This is a genomic window from Cellulomonas wangleii, assembly GCF_018388445.1.
GTDB classification, from domain to species: Bacteria; Actinomycetota; Actinomycetes; order Actinomycetales; family Cellulomonadaceae; genus Cellulomonas; species Cellulomonas wangleii.
Map to the genome: position 1 here is coordinate 1,215,828 of NZ_CP074405.1, position 23,245 is coordinate 1,239,072.

The following is a 23,245-nucleotide window of genomic DNA, read 5'->3' on the forward strand; positions in this document are numbered from 1 at the left end:
CCCAGGGGTGCGGGAGCGGTCCCACTCCCTGTATCGTATCGATTCGACCCGTGGGGCACCGTTGCCGCACGGCCGCGGCGGGTGACCGTTCCGGTCCCGCCGGACCACGTGGACCCACGGAGGCCAGCATGACCAGCACGACGAGGCCGTCCGGCCGTCCCTTCCCGGCAGACTTCCTGTGGGGCTCGGCCACCGCGTCGTACCAGATCGAGGGAGCCGTCCACGAGGACGGCCGCGCCCCGTCCATCTGGGACACGTTCTCCCACACCCCGGGCAAGGTGCTGAACGGGGACACCGGCGACGTGGCGATCGACCACTACCACCGCGTGCCGCAGGACGTGGCGATCATGAAGGACCTGGGCCTGCAGGCGTACCGGTTCTCGATCGCGTGGTCGCGCGTGCTGCCCACCGGCACGGGCGAGGTCAACCAGGCGGGCCTGGACTTCTACGCCGACCTCGTCGACCGGCTGATCGCCGACGGCATCAAGCCGGTCGTGACGCTGTACCACTGGGACCTGCCGCAGACGCTCGAGGACGAGGGCGGCTGGACCAACCGGGCGACCGCGGAGGCGTTCGCGGAGTACGCCCGCGTCGTCGCCCGCGCGCTGGGCGACCGGGTGCACCTGTGGACCACGCTCAACGAGCCGTGGTGCTCGTCCTTCCTCGGCTACGGCTCCGGCGTGCACGCCCCGGGCGTCACGGACCCGGCCGCGGCGCTCGCGGCGGTCCACCACCTCAACCTCGCGCACGGGCTGGCCGCCCGCGCGATCCGTGAGGAGCTCGGTGCGCAGACGCCCGTGTCGATCACCCTCAACCTGCACGTGACGCGCGCCGCGTCCCACGAGCCCGCGGACGTCGAGGCCAAGCGCCGCATCGACACCATCGCGAACGAGGTCTTCCTCGGCCCGCTGCTCGAGGGCGCGTACCCCGAGCGTGTGTTCGCGGACACCGCCGGCATCAGCGACTGGTCGTTCGTGCAGGACGGTGACCTCGACCTCATCCGCGTCCCGATCGACCTGCTGGGCGTCAACTACTACTCCACCGGCCGCGTCCAGCACGGGACGCCGCCGGTCGGCGACGGAACGCCGGGTCCCGACGGGCACCGGTCGTCCGTCGTCAGCCCCTGGGTCGGTGCCGACCAGGTCGAGTGGCTGCCGCAGCCCGGGCCGCACACGGCGATGGGCTGGAACATCGAGCCCCAGGGCCTGGTGGACCTGCTGCTCGAGCTGCACGAGCGCTACCCGGGGCTGCCCCTGGCCATCACCGAGAACGGCGCGGCGTTCTACGACACCGTGACGCCGGACGGCCGGGTGCACGACGCGGAGCGCGTCGCGTACCTGCACGACCACCTCGACGCCGTCGGCGAGGCCATGGACAAGGGCGTCGACGTGCGCGGCTACTTCGTGTGGTCGCTGTTCGACAACTTCGAGTGGGCCTACGGCTACGACCGCCGCTTCGGTGTCGTGCACGTCGACTACGACACGCAGGTGCGGACCCTCAAGGACTCGGCGCGGTGGTACCGCGAGCTCGTCCGCACGGGTGTCATCCCGACGCCGGACTCCGCGGCGACCCTCTGACGCACGCCCCACCGTCGCCCCGCCCGCCGCGACCGCGGCCGGCGGGGCGTCGGCGTCCCGGGCCGCGGGAGCGGGCGGGTCGGCGGCCGGGTGAGGATGGTGCCGTGCCACGCTCCCGCCGATCGTCCCGTCGCCCCTACGGGACCGGTCACGTGCCCCTCGACCTGGACCGGGTGACGGGCGGACGCCGGTCCGAGAGCGGGCCCGACGGCGAGTGGGTCGTGCAGCGGGTCGCCGGGTCGGACCGCGAGTACCGCTGCCCCGGCTGCTTCCAGACCGTCGCGGCCGGCACCGCCCACGTCGTCGCGTGGCGCACCGACTCCTGGCGCGGGGACGGACTCGACGAGCGGCGGCACTGGCACACCGCGTGCTGGCAGGCGCGCACCCGGCGCGGGCCGACACGCCGGTGAGCGCCGCACCCGAGCAGGACTCCGGCACGGTCACCGGCACGGGCGACGACGTCCGGCTGGTCGCCAGCGACCTGGACGGCACGCTGCTGCGCCCCGACGGGACGGTCTCGGACCGCACCGCCGCCGCGCTCGCGGACGCGGAGGACGCGGGCCTGGACGTCGTCTTCGTCACCGCCCGGCCGCACCGCTGGCTCACGGACCTGGCCGCCCACGTCGCCGGCCACGGCGTCGCGATCTGCGCCAACGGCGCGTCCGTCGTCGACGTCGCGGGGCTGCGCGTGCTGGAGGAGCACGGCATGGACGCCCGGCGCGTCGCTGCCGTGGCCGCGCGGCTGCGCGCGGCGTGGGGCGCGGACCGCGTGCACCTCGCCGTCGAGTCCGCCGCGGGCTTCGCCTCCGAGCGCGGCTTCGTCTCCGAGCACGACGTGCCGCCCGGCAGCCCGCGCGCCGAGCGCATCGAGGACGTCCTGCCACCCACGACCCTGAAGCTGCTGCTGCGGGCGACCGGGCGCCCCACGGACGCGGACACCTTCGTGGCGGACGCGCAGCGGGTGGTCGGCGACCTCGCGCAGGTGACGTCGTCCGCCGCCGGGGCGCTCGGCGAGATCGCGGCGCCCGGGGTGACGAAGGCCGCCACGCTCGGCGACTGGTCCGCGCGCCGCGGGATCGCGCCGGCCCAGGTGTGGGCGGTCGGCGACGCCCCCAACGACCTGCCGATGCTGCGGTGGGCCGGGCGCGCCTTCGCGGTCGCGAACGCCCACCCGGCCGTGCGTGCCGCGGCGCACGCGACCCTGCCGTCCAACGCGGACGACGGGGTCGCGGTGCTGCTGGAGCGTGCGGCGCGCCTCGCCCGCGCACGCAGGGCGGGCCGCCCGCCCGGTCGATAGTGTCGTCAGCGGGCGACCGCACCGGTGGTCGCTCGGCCCCACCTCCTGGAGGACGCATGACCGCGAGCCCGATCGTCCTGCTGCACGCCTTCCCGCTGGACCACCGCATGTGGGACGACGTCGCAGGCGCGCTCGCGCGGACCCGCCCGGTGCTCGCCCCCGACCTGCCGGTCCCCGTCGGCTCCGACCTGCCCGAGCCCTCGCTCGAGGCGGCGGCGGACCACGTCGCGCAGGTCGTGCGCGACGCGGGCACCGGACCGGTGGTCGTCGCCGGGCTCTCGATGGGCGGGTACGTGGCGCTCGCGCTCCTCGAGCGCCACCCGGAGCTCGTGGCCGGCCTCGCGCTGGTCGACACCAAGTCGACCGCGGACACCCCCGAGGCCGCCGCGAAGCGCGAGGGCGTCGCCGCGGAGGTCGAGGCCGCCGGCTCTGTCGACCCGGTCCGCGGCATGGTGGGCACACTGCTGGGGGAGACCACCCGCGGTGCCCGCCCCGAGGTCGTCGAGCGCGTCACCGCCTGGATCGGCGAGCAGGACCCGGCGCGTGTCACCTGGGCGCAGCGGGCCATGGCGGCGCGACCCGACCGGACGGAGACGCTGCGGCTCTTCACGGGGCCGGTCACCGTCGTCGTGGGCGACGAGGACGCCGTCACGGGCACCGACGCGGCCGACCACATGGTGGCGACGGCGGCGGACGGGCTGCTGGTCGTGGTGCCGCGGGTCGGTCACCTGTCGGCGGTCGAGGACCCGGCGGCCGTGGCGACGGCGCTGTCCGAGCTCGCCAACCGCGTGGACGCCGGCTGACCGGACGCTCACGTGGCCGGCGTCAGACCTCGCCGGCCAGCACCCGCGCCAGGGCGTCGGGCAGGTCGATCGACTCGCCGTCCTTGCCGCCCGCACCGATGACGAGCGGCGGGTCCTGCGGCACCGGCTGCACCCCGCGGAAGCGGGCCGTGAGGCTGGGCGGGGCGGTCAGCACGTAGAACTCCCCGGCGGTGTCGACGCCCACCGTCTCGTCGCGGCGCAGGTACCAGCCCCGCAGGGGCGTGCGGTAGCGCGCGCGGCCGTCGTACGAGCGCACGTGCAGCGGGCCCGGGGCCACGCCGCGCTCGCGCGCCTCCGCGAGGAAGCCCGCGATGATCGCCCGCGCCCGCGTGGACTCGGCGCGCTGCCGTGCGGCCAGCGCGTCGGCGTGCGCGCGCGCGGCCTCCCGGCGCTGCTCGCGCCACTGCGCGGCGCGGTCGGGGCCGGGCTGCTCCGAGGCGGCCTGCGGCGCGGCCGGGGTCGGTCCCGCCGGCCCGTGCGGGGGGACGCCGGGCGCGCGCCCCGCCGGACGGTCGGTGCGACCGTCCGGCGAGGGCTGCGGGCTGCTCATCGGGTGGTCAGCGACCGTCGGACGACGCGTCCGTCGCCGTGTCGGCCTGCTGCTCGACGGCGGGGGAGGGCACGACGGGCACGGCCGCCGAGACCGGTGCCGGGCGAGCCTTCGACGTGCGCGCGGGCCGGGCCGGACGCGCCGGGCGGGAGCCCTCGTCACCGGCCGGCTCGGTCTGCGGGCCGGCGGCGTCGCCCGAGCCGGTGGACCCGGTCGTCCCGGTGCGGTCGCCGGCACCGTCGGGGGCGGCGTCGGCCGCCTCCGTGCCGGCGGGGCGGGCCGCCGTGGCCGGCTGCCGCTCGGCGCGCTGCGCGGGTGCGGCCGCGGTGCCGCCCGACTGCTCCTTGACGAACTTCTCCTCGATCCTGCCCGCCTTCTCCAGCGCGGCCCGGTCCGGGTTGGTGCCGAGCAGGTGCCGCAGCTCGTCGAGGTAGGACGTGATCGACTCGCGCTGCCGGTGCAGGTCCTCGACCTGGCGCGTCGCCGTGGTCCGCTCGCGCTCCGCCTCGGTCATCGCGTCCGAGATCTGCTTCTCGGCGTGCTCCCGTGCCTCGGCGACCACGCGGTCCGCGTTGCGCCGCGCGTTGGCGAGCAGCTCCGCTGCCTGCTGCTCGGCGTCGACCCGCACCTTCTCGGCGTGCGCGAGGGCCTTGGCCACGCGCTCCTCCGCCTCGGAGGCGTGCGCCTCGGCGTCCGCGACGAGCCGCTCGGTCTCGGCGCGCGCGGTCTCGTGGCGCTCAGCGTCGTGCCGCTCGGCCGCCTCGTGCTGCGCCGCGATGGCGAGCTCGGCGTCGGAGAGCTGCTGCTCGGCGCGCCGGACCAGCTCGTCGGCCTGCGTGCGGGCCTGGGTCATCGCCTCGGCGACCGCCCGGCGAGCCTCGTTCTGCAGACGCTCGACCTCGAGCCGCGTGCGCTCGCGCAGCTCCGTGGTCTCGCGGTCCGCGGCGGCCCGGGCCTCGGACGTCTCCCGGTCGGTCGTGGACCGCAGCTCGTCGGTCTCACGCTGGGCCGTCTCGCGCAGGTGGGCGACCTCGTAGCCGGTGCGCTCGCGCAGCTCGGTCGTCTCGCGCTCGGCGGACGCCCGCAGCTCCGCGGCGTACTGCTCCGACTCGGTGCGCAGCGTCGCGACCGCGTCCTCGGCCTCCGCCCGGACCTGGGCGATCTCGTCGTGCGTCGCGGCGCGCAGCTCGCCGGCCTCGCGCTCGGCGGTCGCGCGGACGTACGCGGCGTACTGCTCCGCCTCGGTGCGCAGCGCCGCCACCTCCGTGGCGACCCGCTGCTGCAGCGCCGCCGCGTCGCGCTCCGCGGCAGCGCGTGTCGCGTCGGCGTACTCGGCCGCCGAGGCACGCAGCGCCGTGGTCTCCTCCGCCGCGGCCTGCCGCGCCGCGGCGACCTCCGCGTTGACCTCGGACCGCAGGCGCGCGACGTACCGCTCCGCGTCGCTGCGCAGCGCCGCGACCTCGGCCTCGGTGCGCTGACGCAGCTCGGTGGTCTCCTGGTCCGCGCTCTGGCGCAGGTCCTGCGCGTACCGCTCGGTCTCCTCGCGCAGCGCCGTGGTCTCCGCCTCCGTGCGCGTCCGCAGCTCGGTCGCGGTGCGCTCGGTGGCGACGCGCAGCTGGGTCGCCTCGTGCTCGACGCGTGCCCGCAGCGTCCCGAGCTCGCGCTCGAGGGACGTCCGCCGCTCGCTCTCCTCGGTCGCGACCGCGCTCTGGATCCGCGCCGCCTCCCGCTCGGCCGACCCGACGAGCTCCTCCGCGCGGCGGTGGGCAGCCAGCACCGAGCTCTCCGCCTCCGCGGCCGCCGTGGTGCGGACCTCCTCGGCCTCGCGCCGGGCGGTGGCCAGCAGCTCGGCCACCTCGTTCTCCGCGCGGGCGCGCAGCTGACCCGCCGCCAGCTTGGCCCGCGCCAGCGAGTCCGCAGCCTGGGCGTTGGCCTGGGTCATGACGTCGGACGACTGCTCCTCGGCCGAGCGCAGCAGCTGCTCGATGCGCGAGCCCAGGCCCGCGTACGTCGGGCGCTCCGCCTCGCGCAGCTGGCGGTGCGCCTCGGAGAGCTCGCCCGCCACCTTCATCTTCTCGGAGTCGAGCGCCTCGACCTGCGCCCGCGCGTCGGCCAGGGCCTTCTCGAGCGCGCCGATGGTCTCGTCGACCGCGTCGCGGTCGTAGCCGCGGAAGTTGACGACGGGAAACGGGTTCCGGGCTTCGGGCACGAATGATCCTCCTGGAAGACGGGCCCGGCCGGCGGCGGTGGCCGAGGTCCTCCTCGGTGGGCCGGTGCCCCGGTGCCAGGATACGCGGCACACGGTCCCTGAAAAGGACGGACCACGCGCCCGGCGACGCCCGCCGGCGAGTGCGTCGGTGCTGGTGAGCGGCCTGTGCGTGGGCAGGGTGCCGCGTCTGTCCGGGTTCGCCCCGCAATCTCCCTCCGCGTCGTCCCGACGTGATCGGGAGGTGGAGGTCGGGTGACGATCGGGCCGTCACCCCTCGTCCGGGTTCGGCCCGTCGTGACCCGTCTGCCTATCCTGGGGCCGTTCGCGACCGGAGAGGACTGTGCGTGCTGAAGCGACTGATCGTCGCCCTGGTGGGATTCCTGGGTGTCGTGGTCATCGCCCTCGGGGTGGCCTCTGCGACCGCATGGCGTGCTGACGACGTGCTCGTCGCCGAGCTGCGGGCCGACGAACCCCTGGTGGTGACCGACCCCGGCGTGCTCGAGCTGGCCGGTGACGAGGTGACGGTCCGGGCCGAGGCCGACGGACCCGTCGTCCTCGCCGTCGGCCGTGACACGGACGTGGCGGGCTGGGTCGGGACCGACGCCCACGAGCGCGTCACCGGGCTCGCCGGCTGGCACCGGCTGGCCGCGGAGGACGTGGCCGCACCGGCTCCCGAGCCCACGGAGGCCGCCGAGGGTGAGGCGCCTGCCGAGGGTGAGGCGCCTGCCGAGGGTGAGGCGCCTGCCGAGGGTGAGGCGCCCGCCGAGGCCGGGGCCGCCGTGACGGTGCCCGACCCGACCGGCTCCGACCTGTGGGTCGTGGAGGCGACGGGCGACGGCTCCGCCGAGATCACGTGGACCGCGCAGCCCGGCCGCTGGAGCGTGCTGGCCGCCGGTCCGGGCGGCTCGCCCGTGACCCTGTCGCTCGCCTGGCCCCAGGTCGTCACGACGCCCTGGCTGTGGCCGTGCGTCGTCGTCGGCAGCCTGCTCGTGCTGGCCGCAGCGGCCCTGCTCGCCCGCGACCTGCGTCGCAGGCGGCGAGGCTCCGACGCGGACTGGACCCCCGTGCTCACCGGGCCGATGCCCGTGGTCGGCCCCGACGGGGAGCCCGCCGGGCTCACGCGCCGGCAGCTCCGGGAGCTGGCGGCGCAGGGTGCCGCCCGTGCGTCCGGCGCCTCGCCCGCGGACGAGCCCGTGCACGCGTCGGCGGCACGCGACGACGCCGCGGTGACACCGGTCGCGGCCTCGCCTGCCGCCTCCACCGGCGCCGCCCCTGGTGGGCGGTCCGCCTCCGACGGCGCACCCGGCACAGGTCGGACGGCCGGCACGGCCGCGCCGACGCGCGCGGGTGGGGCACCCACCCCGGCCGCCGGCCGGGCAGCAGCCGGTGCCCGGAGCACGGACCCGGCGGTGCCCGCAGAGCCCGCGCTGCCCGGCGAGCCCGTCCGGGCCGCAGGGCCGCTCGCCGCGGTGGCCCCCGCGACGCGGCGTGCGCTGCGCGCCGTCACCTCCCGGGGCTCGAGCGGCCGCGAGGCCCGCGCGACCGGGCAGGGGGAGGACGCGCACACCTCGGGTGCGCCCGAGGGTGCCGACGCCCCGGAACCGCGGACGCCCCGCGGCCCGGCCGTGCCCGTCGGCGGGCGCCGCGACGGCGGCGCGCCCACGGGCGGCGCCGTACCGACGGGCGACGACGCGCCGACCGGCTGGATCCCGGCCGCCACCGCCGCGCGGACGACAGCCACCCGAGGCGGCGGGCCGATGACGGGGACGCCGGCCGCGGCGTCACCCGGCCCGGCGTCGGAGCACCCGCACGGTCGCCCCGCCTGGCTCGGCGGCGAGCACTCGACGCGCCCGGCCGGCAGCCCGCAGCTCCCGCCGCCGGGGCCGCGCACGGCCGGTACCCCGCAGCCCGCGCCGGCGCGTCCGGCCGGTACCCCGCAGCTCCCCCCGGGGCGGGCGGGTGCGAGCCCGCAGCTGCCACCGGCACGTCCGACGGGGAGCCCGCAGCTGCCCCCGCCCGGAGCGGCGGGCTCGCCCGACGCCCCCGGCGGGCGGCGTCCGACGTCCGCGCGCCCGGGCTGGGCCACCGGTCCGGACGCGCCGGGCCGTGGCCCGTCCGCGGGGCCCCAGGCGTCCCGTGCCGCCGGTCCGGAGGGGCCGCGGGCCGTGACGGGCGCCGACGCGACCCCTGGCCCCGTCCCGGGGCGCAGCGCTGGCCCCGCCCCGGCCGACCCCCCGCGTCCGGCCTGGCTCCGCGACGCCCCCGTCCCGACCGGACCGCGCGCGGCGGGGACCGAACCCGCCGCCGGCCCGCGCGCAGACGCCTGGCGACGCGCGTGGGGCCTGCCGGCCGACGACGACGACCCGACCACGGAGGAAGGACGATGACCCTGACCCGCACCCGCGCCCCGCAGCCCGCCCAGGGCGTCGTCGGCGCCGCACGGCCCACACGCCGTGCGCGGCGTGCGCTCGCCGCCGCGGCGGCGCTCCCGCTGCTCCTGCTCACCGGCTGCGGCACGCCGCTGCCGACCGCGCAGCCGGACCCCGTGCCCGCCGTCGCACCGCCTGCCCTGTCGGTCGCCCAGGCGCAGCGCGTGCTCGGCGCCGTGTCCGAGGTGGTCGCGGCGGGCGACGCGGGGAACGACCCCGCGGGTCTGGCGGCGCGTCTCGAGGGCCCCGCCCTGGCCATCCGCACCGCCGAGTACGTGCGCAACACGGCCAACGGCGGGACGAAGCCGCCGACGGCGCTGCCGTTCGACGAGCAGGCGCTGGTCGTGTCGGAGACGGACACCTGGCCCCGCACCCAGCTGGTCGTGACCGAGCAGCCCGACGACCTGCAGGCACCCCGCGTCCTCGTGCTGCGCCAGGCGTCCCCGCGGGATCAGTACAAGCTGTGGGGCTGGGCCAAGCTCATGCCGTCGGCGCAGACGCCCGCGACCGCGGCGCCCGAGGAGGGCAGCCCCACGCTCGCGCCGGACGCGGAGGGCCTGGTGCTCACCCCGCTCGACGCGGTCGCGCAGTACACCGACGTCCTGGCGAACGGTGACGCGTCGCCGCACGCGGGCGCGTTCGCGCCGGACGCCTTCCGCTCCGCGATCGAGGCCGAGCGGGCGCAGGTCGTCTCGCAGCTCGCCGACGCGGCCACGCTGACCCAGACGTACACCCCGGCCGCCGAGCCGGTCGTGACCGTCGGCACGGTCGACGGTGGGGCCATCGTCGTCAGCGAGATCGCCACCACGTCGACCGTGACGCTCGCGGCGCCCGGCGGCACGATCACGGTCGAGCCGTTCTACTCGGCGCTCGCGGGCGGGGCGACCACGGCGGGATCGAGCCTGACGCGCACGTTCACGGGTGTGGTGGTCATGTACGTGCCGCCGGCCGGCAGCGACGCGCAGGTGCAGGTGCTGGCGGGGGAGCAGTCGGTCACCGCGGCGACGGCCCAGTGACGCGCCGCGGCGGACGCCGCTGCGCCCTGGGCCTGCGACGATGGACAATGCGCGGACGGCACCGCACCCACGTCCGTGGGGCCGACCCGCGGTGACGTCCTCACCGACCTGAGCACGCACGACCACACCGAGGAGCTCGTGATGTCGCAGCCGTCGCAGCAGCCCGGCCCCCGCCTCGACGCGCGCGGAGCAGTCGACCTGTCGGCCCTGGCACGTCCGGCCACCCCGCCGCCCGGGAGCCCGGGCGGCCTGCCGACCGCCGGCGGGTACGTCCGGGACGTCGACCAGTCGACGTTCGCCGACGTCGTCCAGTCCTCGACCCAGCACCCGGTGGTCGTGGTGCTGTGGGCGCCGTGGAGCGAGGTGAGCCAGCAGGTCGCGACGGACCTCGCGGCCCTCGCCGACGAGGACGCGGGACGCTGGCTCCTGGCCCGCATCGACGCTGAGGCCAACCCTCAGGTGGCCGCCGCCTTCCAGGCGCAGTCGGTGCCGACCGTCGTGGCGGTGCTGGGCGGGCAGCCGGTGCCGCTGTTCCAGGGCGCCTACCCGCGCGAGCAGGTGCGGGCGGTGCTCGACCAGCTCCTCGCGGCGGCCGAGGCGAACGGCATCACGGGCCGCGTCGCCGCAGGCGCTCCCGCCCCGGAGCCCGAGCCGGAGCCGGCCCTCCCGCCGCTGCACCAGGCGGCGTACGACGCGATCGAGCGGGACGACCTCCCCGCGGCGCGCTCGGCCTACGAGCAGGCGCTGCGGGAGAACCCCCGCGACGCGATGGCGAGCGCGGGCCTGGCGCAGGTGGGTCTCATGGAGCGCACCGCGGGTGCGGACGTGCGCGCGGTGCGCGAGGCGGCCGCCGCCCGGCCCGACGACGTCGACGCGCAGCTCGCGGTCGCGGACCTGGACGTCTTCGGCGGTGCCGTCGAGGACGCGTTCGCCCGGCTCGTCGAGCTCGTGCGTCGCACCGCCGGCGAGGACAGGGAGCGGGTGCGAGTGCGGCTGGTCGACCTCTTCGAGGTCCTGGGCACGGACGACCCGCGTGTCGTCGCCGCCCGCCGCGCGCTCGCGTCGGCCCTGTACTGACCGCGATCGACCTCTCACCACCACCGCGTGAGCAACGCCGTCGGCCTCCCGGCCGGCGGCGTTGTCGCGTGCCGGGGAGGGTCCGCCGAGAGCATCGTCGGTGCCCCCGGTCACACCCGCTCACGCGACTTGCGCGTCGGCCGGGTGCTGCGTAATGTTCCCCCGGCCGCCCGGCAGGGAGGAACGGACACCGAGCTCGACCCGGTGGTCGGTCCCCGCGGACGGCACCCCCCTCGACCTCGTCGGCCGGCGCTGAGCGCCAGCCGCGTCGTGGCGTCGTGGGGGCGGTCGGACCGGGTCGCAGGATCGGGTACGGTCATCCAGCCGCTCAGCCCCTCGGGGCCGGAGAGGCGGGTGTCGGACCGGGTCGCAGGATCGGGTACGGTCATCCAGCCGCTCAGCCCCCCGGGGTCGGAGAGGCGGGTGTCGGACCAGGTCAGCGGATCGGGTACGGTCATCCAGGCCCACGGCTCCTCGGAGCACGGGGCCGGCCGGCCGGGTCTCACGACCCAGGCGAACGAGCCAGGGACGCCGAGAGGCCGCCTTGACCGGGAGCCGCGGAACGGCTAAGTTAGAACGGTTGCCTCCAGACGGGCCCGAGAGGGTCCAGCGGATGCGCGTCTGTTCCTTGAGAACTCAACAGTGTGCCAAGTAGTCGATGCCATGTTTGTGGTGTCGAGCCTGGCTGGGTCCACCCCGTGGGTCTGGTCAGGGATGATGCCAGTTGATGCCCCTCTTTTGGGGGGTTCTTTGTGTGTCTGTTGCTCGCCGGTTTCGGTCGGTGGGTGGCTGTTTGACATTCACGGAGAGTTTGATTCTGGCTCAGGACGAACGCTGGCGGCGTGCTTAACACATGCAAGTCGAACGGTGAAGGTCAGCTTGCTGACCGGATCAGTGGCGAACGGGTGAGTAACACGTGAGCAACCTACCCTTCACTCTGGGATAAGCCTTGGAAACGAGGTCTAATACCGGATACGAGACGCACGGGCATCTGTAGCGTCTGGAAAGATTTATCGGTGGGGGATGGGCTCGCGGCCTATCAGCTTGTTGGTGGGGTAATGGCCTACCAAGGCGACGACGGGTAGCCGGCCTGAGAGGGCGACCGGCCACACTGGGACTGAGACACGGCCCAGACTCCTACGGGAGGCAGCAGTGGGGAATATTGCACAATGGGCGAAAGCCTGATGCAGCGACGCCGCGTGCGGGATGACGGCCTTCGGGTTGTAAACCGCTTTCAGCAGGGAAGAAGCGAAAGTGACGGTACCTGCAGAAGAAGCGCCGGCTAACTACGTGCCAGCAGCCGCGGTAATACGTAGGGCGCAAGCGTTGTCCGGAATTATTGGGCGTAAAGAGCTCGTAGGCGGTTTGTCGCGTCTGCTGTGAAAACCTCAGGCTCAACCTGGGGCTTGCAGTGGGTACGGGCAGACTAGAGTGCGGTAGGGGTGACTGGAATTCCTGGTGTAGCGGTGGAATGCGCAGATATCAGGAGGAACACCGATGGCGAAGGCAGGTCACTGGGCCGCAACTGACGCTGAGGAGCGAAAGCATGGGGAGCGAACAGGATTAGATACCCTGGTAGTCCATGCCGTAAACGTTGGGCACTAGGTGTGGGGTCCATTCCACGGATTCCGTGCCGCAGCAAACGCATTAAGTGCCCCGCCTGGGGAGTACGGCCGCAAGGCTAAAACTCAAAGAAATTGACGGGGGCCCGCACAAGCGGCGGAGCATGCGGATTAATTCGATGCAACGCGAAGAACCTTACCAAGGCTTGACATACACCGGAAACGTGCAGAGATGTGCGCCCCGCAAGGTCGGTGTACAGGTGGTGCATGGTTGTCGTCAGCTCGTGTCGTGAGATGTTGGGTTAAGTCCCGCAACGAGCGCAACCCTCGTCCCATGTTGCCAGCGGGTTATGCCGGGGACTCATGGGAGACTGCCGGGGTCAACTCGGAGGAAGGTGGGGATGACGTCAAATCATCATGCCCCTTATGTCTTGGGCTTCACGCATGCTACAATGGCCGGTACAAAGGGCTGCGATACCGCGAGGTGGAGCGAATCCCAAAAAGCCGGTCTCAGTTCGGATTGGGGTCTGCAACTCGACCCCATGAAGTCGGAGTCGCTAGTAATCGCAGATCAGCAACGCTGCGGTGAATACGTTCCCGGGCCTTGTACACACCGCCCGTCAAGTCATGAAAGTCGGTAACACCCGAAGCCGATGGCCCAACCTTTTGGGGGGAGTCGTCGAAGGTGGGACTGGCGATTAGGACTAAGTCGTAACAAGGTAGCCGTACCGGAAGGTGCGGCTGGATCACCTCCTTTCTAAGGAGCATCTGGCATCACGTCGTCCTGTCATGGGGTGGTGGTGGTGTCCAGGCCCACGCTCGGTCCGAACGCGGCCGGGGTGGTGCTCACGGGTGGAACATCGACTACTGGCCGGCTCGTTGGGTCGGTGGCTTTCTAGTACGCCTGCAGCTTGTCTGTGGGGAGGGAACGAAGAGCTCACCGGTTCGTCGCGGGTCGGCTTGGCACGCTGTTGGGTCCTGAGGGAACAGCCACGTGGTGGGTGTTGCCTTGGTCGGGACCGTGAGGTCCGGTCGAACCGCCGGCTCGGGTGGTGCTCGTCCCTTCGGGGGTGGGTACTGGTCGGGTGCGGTAGGCGCCGGGGTGTCTTGCGGTGGCCGGTGGTTGCTTGAGAACTGCACAGTGGACGCGAGCATCTTTGAATGATCTTTGTGGTCAAGTTTATAAGTGCACAGGGTGGATGCCTTGGCACCAGGAGCCGAAGAAGGACGTAGTAGCCTGCGATAAGCCTCGGGGAGTTGGCAAACGAACCGTGATCCGAGGATGTCCGAATGGGGAAACCCCGCACGAGTCATGTCGTGTGACCCGCACCTGAATATATAGGGTGTGTGGAGGGAACGCCGGGAAGTGAAACATCTCAGTACCGGCAGGAAGAGATATTCCGTGAGTAGTGGCGAGCGAAAGCGGATCAGGCCAAACCGAGCGCGTGTGATAGCCGGCAGGCGTTGCGCGTTCGGGGTTGTGGGACCTTTCAGTCCGGGCTGCCGCCTGGGCAGGGAGTCAGAAAGCCGCGTTATAGTCGAAGGGTCTTGAAAGGCCCGGCACAGAGGGTGTTACCCCCGTAGACGAAATGGCGTGGCCTCCCGAAGGGGATCCCAAGTAGCTCCGGGCCCGAGAAACCCGGAGTGAATCTGCACAGACCACTGTGTAAGCCTAAATACTACCTGGTGACCGATAGCGGACAAGTACCGTGAGGGAAAGGTGAAAAGTACCCCGGGAGGGGAGTGAAATAGTACCTGAAACCGTGTGCATACAATCCGTCGGAGCCTCCCTAGCAGGGGTGACGGCGTGCCTTTTGAAGAATGAGCCTGCGAGTTAGTGGTACGTGGCGAGGTTAACCCGTGTGGGGAAGCCGTAGCGAAAGCGAGTCCGAATAGGGCGACCGTAGTCGCGTGCTCTAGACCCGAAGCGAAGTGATCTAGCCATGGGCAGGGTGAAGCGCGGGTAAGACCGCGTGGAGGCCCGAACCCACCAGGGTTGAAAACCTGGGGGATGACCTGTGGTTAGGGGTGAAAGGCCAATCAAACTTCGTGATAGCTGGTTCTCCCCGAAATGCATTTAGGTGCAGCGTCACGCGTTTCTTGCCGGAGGTAGAGCTACTGGATAGCCGATGGGCCCCACAAGGTTACTGACGTTAGCCAAACTCCGAATGCCGGTAAGCCAGAGCGTGGCAGTGAGACTGCGGGGGATAAGCTCCGTAGTCGAGAGGGAAACAGCCCAGACCACCAGCTAAGGCCCCAAAGCGTGTGCTAAGTGGGAAAGGATGTGGAGTTGCACAGACAACCAGGAGGTTGGCTTAGAAGCAGCCACCCTTGAAAGAGTGCGTAATAGCTCACTGGTCAAGTGATTCCGCGCCGACAATGTAGCGGGGCTCAAGCACACCGCCGAAGCTGTGGCATTCACACATGAGACAAGCCTTCGTGGTTCAGTCGTGTGGATGGGTAGGGGAGCGTCGTGCCGGCAGTGAAGCCGCGGGGTGACCCAGCGGTGGAGCCGGCGGCACGAGTGAGAATGCAGGCATGAGTAGCGAAAGACGGGTGAGAAACCCGTCCGCCGAATGACCAAGGGTTCCAGGGCCAGGCTAATCCGCCCTGGGTAAGTCGGGACCTAAGGCGAGGCCGACAGGCGTAGTCGATGGACAACGGGTTGATATTCCCGTACCGGCGAAGAACCGCCCATACCGAGCCCGGTGATGCTAACCGTCCGAGCCTGCCTCATCGTCCTTCGGGACACCGGGGCAGGGGAGCACGGGACCCGAACCGGTAGTAGGTAAGCGTATTAACAGGGGTGACGCAGGAAGGTAGCCCAGCGTGGCGATGGTAGTCCACGTCCAAGGTCGTAGGGTGAGGTGTAGGCAAATCCGCACCTCGTGAAGCCTGAGAGCCGACGGGTACCGCGTATGCGGGAAATGGGTGATCCTATGCTGCCAAGAAAAGCCTCGACGCGAGGTTCTAGCCGCCCGTACCCCAAACCGACTCAGGTGGTCAGGTAGAGAATACCAAGGCGATCGAGAGAATCGTGGTTAAGGAACTCGGCAAAATGCCCCCGTAACTTCGGGAGAAGGGGGGCCTCAAGCGTGAACCGGCATGCCCGGGGAAGCGTGGAGGGCCGCAGAGACCAGGGAGAAGCGACTGTTTACTAAAAACACAGGTCCGTGCGAAGTCGCAAGACGATGTATACGGACTGACGCCTGCCCGGTGCTGGAAGGTTAAGAGGACGGGTCAGCACGCAAGTGCGAAGCTCAGAATTTAAGCCCCAGTAAACGGCGGTGGTAACTATAACCATCCTAAGGTAGCGAAATTCCTTGTCGGGTAAGTTCCGACCTGCACGAATGGCGTAACGACTTCTCCGCTGTCTCAACCGCGAACTCGGCGAAATTGCACTACGAGTAAAGATGCTCGTTACGCGCAGCAGGACGGAAAGACCCCGGGACCTTTACTATAGCTTGGTATTGGTGTTCGGTGCGGCTTGTGTAGGATAGGTGGGAGACTGTGAAGCCGGCACGCCAGTGTCGGTGGAGTCAACGTTGAAATACCACTCTGGTCGCTCTGGATATCTAACCTCGGTCCGTGATCCGGATCAGGGACAGTGCCTGGTGGGTAGTTTAACTGGGGCGGTTGCCTCCTAAAATGTAACGGAGGCGCTCAAAGGTTCCCTCAGCCTGGTTGGCAATCAGGTGGCGAGTGCAAGTGCACAAGGGAGCTTGACTGTGAGACTGACAGGTCGAGCAGGGACGAAAGTCGGAACTAGTGATCCGGCGGTGGCTTGTGGAAGCGCCGTCGCTCAACGGATAAAAGGTACCCCGGGGATAACAGGCTGATCTTGCCCAAGAGTCCATATCGACGGCATGGTTTGGCACCTCGATGTCGGCTCGTCGCATCCTGGGGCTGGAGTAGGTCCCAAGGGTTGGGCTGTTCGCCCATTAAAGCGGTACGCGAGCTGGGTTTAGAACGTCGTGAGACAGTTCGGTCCCTATCCGCTGCGCGCGCAGGAAACTTGAGAAGGGCTGTCCCTAGTACGAGAGGACCGGGACGGACGAACCTCTGGTGTGCCAGTTGTTCCGCCAGGAGCACGGCTGGTTGGCTACGTTCGGAAGGGATAACCGCTGAAAGCATCTAAGCGGGAAGCCTGCTTCAAGATGAGGTTTCCATGCCCTACGGGGTGAGAGGCTCCCAGCTAGACCACTGGGTAGATAGGCCGGATGTGGAAGGCAGGACTAACGACTGCCGCAGCTGACCGGTACTAATAAGCCGACAACTTGACTAACTTCATTCATTGCTACGCGTCCACTGTGCGGTTCCCGAGAAACCAACGGTTCATTCCCGTTGACATCTCGACAGGGTTACGGCGGTCATAGCGAAGGGGAAACGCCCGGTCCCATTCCGAACCCGGAAGCTAAGCCCTTCAGCGCCGATGGTACTGCACCCGCCAGGGTGTGGGAGAGTAGGACGCCGCCGGACAATCATTCAACGAAAGGCCCACCCCGCGAGGGGTGGGCCTTTCGTCGTTCCCGTAGAAGTCGACGAGCGCCCCGGACTGCCTCGTTGCACCTCGGTAGCCGACCGTCGGCGGCTGCTGCGACGGCTCGGCCCACCGGGCACGGCGGCCCGGACGAGGCCCGGCGCCCCTCGCAGGGCGTCCGTGCGGCCCGCTCGACCCCTTGTGGCGTGCGGGCGGTCCGGTGACATGGCGTGCGGGCGGTCCGGTGACCGAACCGCCAGGGCCCTGACCACACCCGCCGGCACAGCCGGGGTGGCCCGTGCCGTGCCCCGGAGACGTCTGTGCCCCTGCCGACAGAGCATCGGCAGGGGCACAGGCACGTCCGTGCGGCGCTCCTGGCGCCGTGCGGGGCCAGAGGCTCAGGCGGGCGTGGGCTCGCCGTCCTCGTCCAGGACGAAGACGACCGCCCCGAGCGGAGGGACCCGGATCGAGGCCGACCACGGGCGGCCGTAGTGCTCGACCGGCTCCGCAGCGATCGCGCCCAGGTTGCCGACACCGGACCCGCCGTAGACCTCGGCGTCCGAGTTGAACGCCTCGCGCCACGTGCCGCCGGTGGGCAGCGGGACACGCCAGCCCTCGTGCGGGACGCCCGCGAAGTTCACGACGACGACGGCCGGGGGCGTGTCCACCCCGTACCGCACGTACGCCAGCAGGTTGAGGTCCGCCTCGTCGGACGCGAGCCACGCGAAGCCGTCGGGGGTGTGGTCGAGCTGCCACAGCGCGGGAGTGCGGCGGTAGACCTCGTTGAGGTCCCGCAGGCTGCGCTGCACCCCCCGGTGGGCGTCGTCGTCGAGGCTGTGCCAGTCGAGCGAGCGGGACTCCGCCCACTCGCCCTGCTGGGCGAACTCCTGGCCCATGAACAAGAGCTGCTTGCCGGGATGGGTCCACTGGTAGGCGAGCAGCGCCCGGACGCCGGCGAGCTTCTGCCAGTGGTCTCCCGGCATGCGCCCGTAGAGCGAGCCCTTGCCGTGGACGACCTCGTCGTGGCTGATGGGCAGCACGAAGTGCTCGGAGTAGGCGTAGACCATCGAGAACGTGATCTCGTGGTGGTGGTACCGGCGGTTGATCGGCTCCTCGCGCAGGTAGCGCAGGGTGTCGTTCATCCAGCCCATGTTCCACTTCAGGCCGAAGCCCAGGCCGTGCGCGGACGTCGGCGCCGTGACGCCCGGCCAGGCGGTCGACTCCTCGGCGATCATCATGATGCCAGGGGTGCGCCGGTACGCCGTCGCGTTGGTCTCCTGCAGGAACGAGATCGCCTCGAGGTTCTCCCGGCCGCCGTACGCGTTGGGGCGCCACTGGCCCGCCTGGCGTGAGTAGTCGAGGTAGAGCATCGACGCGACGGCGTCGACACGCAGCCCGTCGACGTGGAACTCCTCGAGCCAGTAGGTCGCGTTCGCGACGAGGAAGTTGCGCACCTCGGGGCGCCCGAAGTTGAAGACGTACGTGCCCCAGTCCGGGTGCTCACCGAGCAGCGGGTCCGGGTGCTCGTAGAGCGCCGTGCCGTCGAAGTGGGCGAGCGACCACTCGTCCTTCGGGAAGTGCGCGGGCACCCAGTCGACGATGACGCCGATGCCGGCGCGGTGCAGGCAGTCCACGAGGTACCGGAAGTCGTCCGGGTGGCCGAACCGCGAGGTCGGGGCGTAGTACGACGACACCTGGTAGCCCCACGAGCCGCCGAACGGGTGCTCCGCCACGGGCAGCAGCTCGACGTGGGTGAAGCCCAGCTCCAGCACGTACTCGGTGAGCTGGTGGGCCAGGTCGCGGTACGACAGCCCCTGGCGCCACGACCCGAGGTGGACCTCGTAGACGCTCATCGGCCCCGCGTGCGGGTCGCGCTGCGCCCGGGCGGTCATCCACGTGTCGTCGTACCACGTGTAGGTCGTCTCGACGACGACGGAGGCGGTGGCGGGCGGCACCTCGGTGCCCTTCGCCATCGGGTCCGCCTTCTGGCGCCACGACCCGTCCGCCCCGAGGATCTCGAACTTGTACCGGGCGCCGGCGTCGACACCCGGCGCGTACAGCTCCCAGATGCCGCTGTCACCGAGCGAGCGCATGGCGTGGGTCGCGCCCTGCCAGTGGTTGAAGTCGCCGACGACGCGCACCGCGCGGGCGTTCGGTGCCCACACGGCGAAGGACGTGCCACGGACCGGACCGAGCTGCCCGTCGTAGGTGCGGACGTTGGCACCCAGGACCTGCCAGAGCTGCTCGTGACGGCCCTCGCGCACCAGGTAGCGGTCGAGCTCCTGCACGGTGGGCAGGAACCGGTACGGGTCGTCGACGACCGCCGTCCAGTCCGCGTAGGTGACCTCGAGGCGGTAGTCGGGCACGGTGGTCCCGGGCAGCAGGGCGTACCAGATGCCGTCCAGCTCGTGCTGCGCCTCGACGCGGGAGTCCGCCGTGACCACCACGACGCGGTCCGCGAGGGGACGCAGCGTACGGACCGTGACGGTGCCGTCGCCGACGTGCGGACCCAGGACCGCGTGGGGATCGTAGAAGGAGCCCGCCGCCACGGCGCGCAGGGTGTCGTGGTCGACGGGCACGGGGGACGTGGCAGCCGCAGTCATGTCCCTACCCAATCACCCCGGGCGCGTTGCCGCAGGTGGTGAGTGGGCGCGTCGTCACGCCTGCGCCGGATCGTCGCGCACGGCACGCGGCCGCCGTGCCGTGCTGCCGCGGGCGACGAGGCGCGGCAGGGGGGCGGTCGACGTGGTCGCACGGCCCGACGCCAGGAGGTTCAGCACGGCGTCGCCCACCTGGACGCCCATGGCGTGCACGTCGAGGCTCATCGCCGACAGCGGTGGGTGCGACAACCGGCACAGCGCCGAGTCGTCCCAGGCGAGCAGGGAGACGTCGGACGGCACCCCGAGCCCCAGCTCGTTCGCGACGCCCAGCCCGGCGACCGCCATGACGTCGTTGTCGTACACGACCGCCGACGGCGGGTCGTTGCGGCCGAGCAGCGCGCGGGTGGCCCGGGTGCCGGACTCCTGCCCGTAGTCGGCCTCGACGACCACGCCCCTGGCGCCGCGTTGGACGCACTCGTCGAGGAAGGCGTGCGTGCGCGAGCGCGTGTGCGCGAGAGCCGCCGGTCCGGACACCCGCCCGATCGTGCGGTGCCCCAGGTCGACGAGGTAGCCGACCGCGTCACGCATGGCCTGGCCGTTGTCGATCCACACGTGCGCGACCCCGGGCAGCGACCGTTCCGGGCCGCCGACGACCACCGTCGGGATCCCGAGCTCGCCGAGCACCGCCAGGCGCGGGTCGTCGACGACGAGGTTGACGAGCACGACCGCGTCGACCAGGCCACCCCGGCCCCAGCGCCGGTAGGCGGCGATCTCCGCGCCGTGGTCCGGCACGACGTGGAGCAGCAGCGAGCGGTCGTCCGAGGACAGCGTCTCCTCGATGCCGCCGATCAGCTCCATGAAGAACGGCTCGAACCCCAGCATCCGCGCAGGACGCGCGAGCACCAACCCGACCGCGTCTGCGCCCACGGCGCTCAGCGTACCGGCCGGCCCCGTGCCGGCGCGGTCCGTGACGGTCCGGGCGCGCGGTGCGGTCACGCCCCCGGGGCGCGGGCCGCCACGACGACGTCGTTCGCGCTGCGCAGCACCGGGGCGGTGACGAGGGCGGCCGGGTCCAGGGTGGCAGCCGTGCGGACACGGAACGTGGCACGGGCGCCGGCCGGCAACGTCACCAGTGCCTCGTCGACGCTCGCGGCGGGGTCCAGCCGGTCGACCAGCAGCGTGAGGTCACGCACGAGCGAGCGTGCCGTCACCTCGACCGCGTACCCGTCCTGCACGGGGTGCACGCGCGCGTCGAACGGCGTCGGGTCCAGGGCGAGGTCGACGTCCTCGACCCAGGTGTGCACCGCCCGACGGCGGTCCAGCGACACGACCAGGACCTCGGCCGTCGGGTCGCCGGGCGTCCGCAGCGCGGCCGCGACGGGGAAGGTGCCCACGGACCACGCGCCGACGGTCAGCGGCACCTCCGCCCGGGCCAGCACGTCGCCGCCGAGCGTCTGACGCTCCAGCAGGGCCGTCGCCTTCCACAGGACGGGGGTGTCGTTGACGACGACGAGGGACTCGCGACCGTCGCGCGGCTGCACGGTCACCAGCCGTTCGGCGAACGCCGCACGCAGCGCCCACCACAGGGGCTTGGGTCGTCCGTCGCCGTCGATCGCCGCCCACGACGTCACGGGCCAGCAGTCGTTCAGCTGCCACACGACGGACCCGGCGGTGACGGGCCACCAGGAGCGGTGGTGCTCGATCGCGAACCGCACCGCGCGCGCCTGGTTGAGCTGACCTGCCCACAGCCAGTCGTCCGGGTCGGACGGGACACCGAGGTGCGGTGCCATGCCGCGGTCGAGCTTGCCGTTGCCGTCCTCGGCCTTCTGGTGCAGCAGGAAGGTGGGGTGCTCCTTGCCGGCCACCGAGCCGTCCTCGGCGCGGACGGCGCGCGCCAGCGTCGACCACGTCGGCGGGCCCTGGAAGCCGAACTCCGAGCAGAACCGGGGGACCTCGTCGCGGTACACGGTGTAGTCGACCCGGTTCCAGACATCCCACTGGTGGTGGGAGCCGTGGTCCGGGTCGTTGGGGTGCACGTCGCGGATGTCGTACCCGGGCGAGGTGGGGCTGTTCGCGACGTACGGCCGGGTCGGGTCGAGCTCGGCCACCACGGCCGGCAGCACCTCCGTCGCGTACGCGTGGCCCCAGGTGCGCCCGTCGAGCTCGGGCTCCCAGCCCCAGTCCCGGAAGCCCCACAGGTTCTCGTTGCCGCCGTTCCACAGCACCAGCGACGGGTGCGGCGTCAGGCGGGCGACGTGCTCGCGGGCCTCGGCCTCGATCTCCTCGCGCAGCGGGGACTCCTCGGGGTACGCGGCGCACGCCAGCAGGAAGTCCTGCCACACCAGCAGCCCGCGCTCGTCGCACAGCTCGTAGAAGTCCTCGGACTCGTAGATCCCGCCGCCCCAGACCCGCAGCAGGTTGAGGTGGGCCCCCAGCGCCTGGTCGAGGCGCCCGGCGAGGCGGTCGCGCGTGATGCGGGTCAGCAGGTGGTCGTCGGGGATCCAGTTGGCGCCGCGGACGAACACCGCGCGCCCGTTGACCCGCAGCGTGAAGGCCGACCCGTGGTCGTCGGGCAGGGTGTCGAGCTCGACGGTGCGGAACCCGATGCGGCGGGACCACGCGCCGAGCAGCGGGCCGGTGCCGCGCGGGCCCGCGGGGGCCGCGGGGTCGCTCGCGCGCAGCTCGACGTGCAGGTCGTGCAGCGGCTGGCCGCCGTGGCCGACCGGCCACCACAGCGGCGCGTGCGGGACCTCGAGGCGGACGGTGCCGGTGGTGGACCCGGCACGGACCTCGACCACACCCTCGGCACCGGCCACGTGCGCCGTCACCACCAGCGGGACCTCACCACCCGCGAGCCCCGACCGCTCGACGTCGACCACGACCTCGACCACGCCCGTGCCGTCGGGCTCCACGGTCACCAGCGCGCGCACGCCGGCGAGCCGCGCGACGCGCCACCGCTGGACGCGGACCGGGCGCCACAGGCCGGCCGTCTGCAGGTCGGGTCCCCAGTCCCAGCCGAAGGAGCAGGCCATCTTGCGGACCATGTTGAACGGCTGCGCGTAGGCCATGGGCCGGGGTCCCAGCCGCGCGGCCTCCGCCTCGGCGTAGGTGAGCGCCGACGTCAGGTCCACGCGCAGCACCTGCGGTCCCGGGCACAGGTGGTCGCGCAGGTCGACCCGGTAGGTGCGGTGCTGGTTGGCCGTGCGTGCGAGGACGGTGCCGTCCAGGCGCACGGCGGCGACGGTGTCGACGCCCTCGAGAACCAGGTCGACGCGCTCGTCGTCGGCGGCAGGGGTGACGTCGAGCGGCCGGGCGTACGACCAGTCCACCCGCTTCATCCAGGCGACCTCGAGCTCGTTGCGGTCGACGTACGGGTCGGGGACGAGCCCGGCCGCGAGCAGGTCGGTGTGCGTGGTGCCGGGCACCCGCGCGGGGACCCCCGACACGAGCCGGGAGGCGAGCGCGGCCGGCAGCCCGGAGGGCAGCGTGGCGGGGTCGGCCGTGAGGGTCCAGCCCTCGGCGAGGACGTCGTCGGTCATGTCGGCTCCCGGTCCGCGGCTCCGGTGGCCACGCGTCGCGCGCGGCAGGTCGGCGTCGACCCGGGGAGCGACACCCATTGTTAGG

12 protein-coding genes and 3 rRNA genes are annotated in these 23,245 nt (G+C 72.0%); 10 read left to right on the plus strand and 5 right to left on the minus strand.

Annotated features, from left to right (window positions below):
* Positions 1-128 precede the first annotated feature (128 nt).
* The 4 genes from KG103_RS05665 (at position 129) to KG103_RS05680 (ending at position 3,677) form a co-directional block, all read left to right on the plus strand.
* On the plus strand, positions 129-1,577 hold the full coding sequence (locus tag KG103_RS05665) for a GH1 family beta-glucosidase (protein ID WP_207341688.1): 1,449 nt from the start codon (positions 129-131) through the stop codon (positions 1,575-1,577).
* Between the two features lie 104 nt (positions 1,578-1,681).
* Complete coding sequence (locus KG103_RS05670; protein ID WP_207341689.1) at positions 1,682-1,987, plus strand: hypothetical protein; 306 nt, start codon at positions 1,682-1,684, stop codon at positions 1,985-1,987.
* Complete coding sequence (locus KG103_RS05675; RefSeq protein WP_207341690.1) at positions 1,984-2,874, plus strand: HAD family hydrolase; 891 nt, start codon at positions 1,984-1,986, stop codon at positions 2,872-2,874. The genes KG103_RS05670 and KG103_RS05675 overlap by 4 nt, the downstream gene beginning before the upstream one ends.
* 56 nt (positions 2,875-2,930) lie before the next feature.
* Entirely contained in the window at positions 2,931-3,677 is a 747-nt protein-coding gene (locus tag KG103_RS05680; RefSeq protein WP_207341691.1) for an alpha/beta hydrolase, read from the plus strand.
* 22 nt (positions 3,678-3,699) lie between these two features.
* Here the strand turns inward: KG103_RS05680 and KG103_RS05685 are convergent, their stop codons facing one another.
* Positions 3,700-4,248 carry a hypothetical protein gene (locus KG103_RS05685; RefSeq protein WP_207341692.1) on the minus strand — a complete coding sequence of 183 codons (549 nt, stop codon included), beginning with the start codon at positions 4,246-4,248 and terminating at the stop codon, positions 3,700-3,702.
* A 7-nt stretch (positions 4,249-4,255) separates the two neighbouring features.
* The gene (locus KG103_RS05690; RefSeq protein WP_207341693.1) at positions 4,256-6,457 is read right to left on the minus strand and encodes a coiled-coil domain-containing protein; all 2,202 of its coding nucleotides are present in this window, start codon (positions 6,455-6,457) and stop codon (positions 4,256-4,258) included.
* Between the two features lie 344 nt (positions 6,458-6,801).
* Between KG103_RS05690 and KG103_RS05695 the strand changes: the two genes are divergently transcribed.
* The 6 genes from KG103_RS05695 (at position 6,802) to rrf (ending at position 17,020) form a co-directional block, all read left to right on the plus strand.
* Positions 6,802-8,844 (plus strand): hypothetical protein, encoded by a 2,043-nt coding sequence (locus KG103_RS05695; RefSeq protein WP_207341694.1) that lies wholly within the window; start codon positions 6,802-6,804, stop codon positions 8,842-8,844.
* On the plus strand, positions 8,841-9,902 hold the full coding sequence (locus KG103_RS05700; protein ID WP_242635911.1) for a hypothetical protein: 1,062 nt from the start codon (positions 8,841-8,843) through the stop codon (positions 9,900-9,902). The genes KG103_RS05695 and KG103_RS05700 overlap by 4 nt, the downstream gene beginning before the upstream one ends.
* Positions 9,903-10,043: 141 nt before the next feature.
* Positions 10,044-10,979, plus strand: coding sequence for a tetratricopeptide repeat protein (locus tag KG103_RS05705; protein WP_207341722.1), 936 nt, complete (start codon positions 10,044-10,046; stop codon positions 10,977-10,979).
* Positions 10,980-11,778: 799 nt separating this feature from the next.
* Positions 11,779-13,298: ribosomal RNA gene (locus KG103_RS05710) — 16S ribosomal RNA — on the plus strand.
* A gap of 415 nt (positions 13,299-13,713) precedes the next feature.
* Positions 13,714-16,826: ribosomal RNA gene (locus tag KG103_RS05715) — 23S ribosomal RNA — on the plus strand.
* Between the two features lie 77 nt (positions 16,827-16,903).
* Positions 16,904-17,020, plus strand: a 5S ribosomal RNA gene (gene rrf, locus KG103_RS05720).
* The 16S, 23S and 5S rRNA genes sit together here, the layout of an rRNA operon.
* A gap of 399 nt (positions 17,021-17,419) precedes the next feature.
* Here rrf and glgB read toward each other — a convergent pair.
* The 3 genes from glgB to KG103_RS05735 all read right to left on the minus strand — a co-directional run bounded on the left by glgB (position 17,420) and on the right by KG103_RS05735 (position 23,160).
* Positions 17,420-19,624 carry a 1,4-alpha-glucan branching protein GlgB gene (gene glgB, locus KG103_RS05725; RefSeq protein ID WP_207340879.1) on the minus strand — a complete coding sequence of 735 codons (2,205 nt, stop codon included), beginning with the start codon at positions 19,622-19,624 and terminating at the stop codon, positions 17,420-17,422.
* Positions 19,625-19,678: 54 nt separating this feature from the next.
* Positions 19,679-20,548 (minus strand): LacI family DNA-binding transcriptional regulator, encoded by an 870-nt coding sequence (locus KG103_RS05730; protein WP_249670816.1) that lies wholly within the window; start codon positions 20,546-20,548, stop codon positions 19,679-19,681.
* Between the two features lie 65 nt (positions 20,549-20,613).
* Positions 20,614-23,160, minus strand: a complete 2,547-nt coding sequence (locus KG103_RS05735; protein ID WP_207340878.1) for a glycoside hydrolase family 2 protein — start codon at positions 23,158-23,160, stop codon at positions 20,614-20,616.
* Between the last annotated feature and the right edge of the window lie 85 nt (positions 23,161-23,245).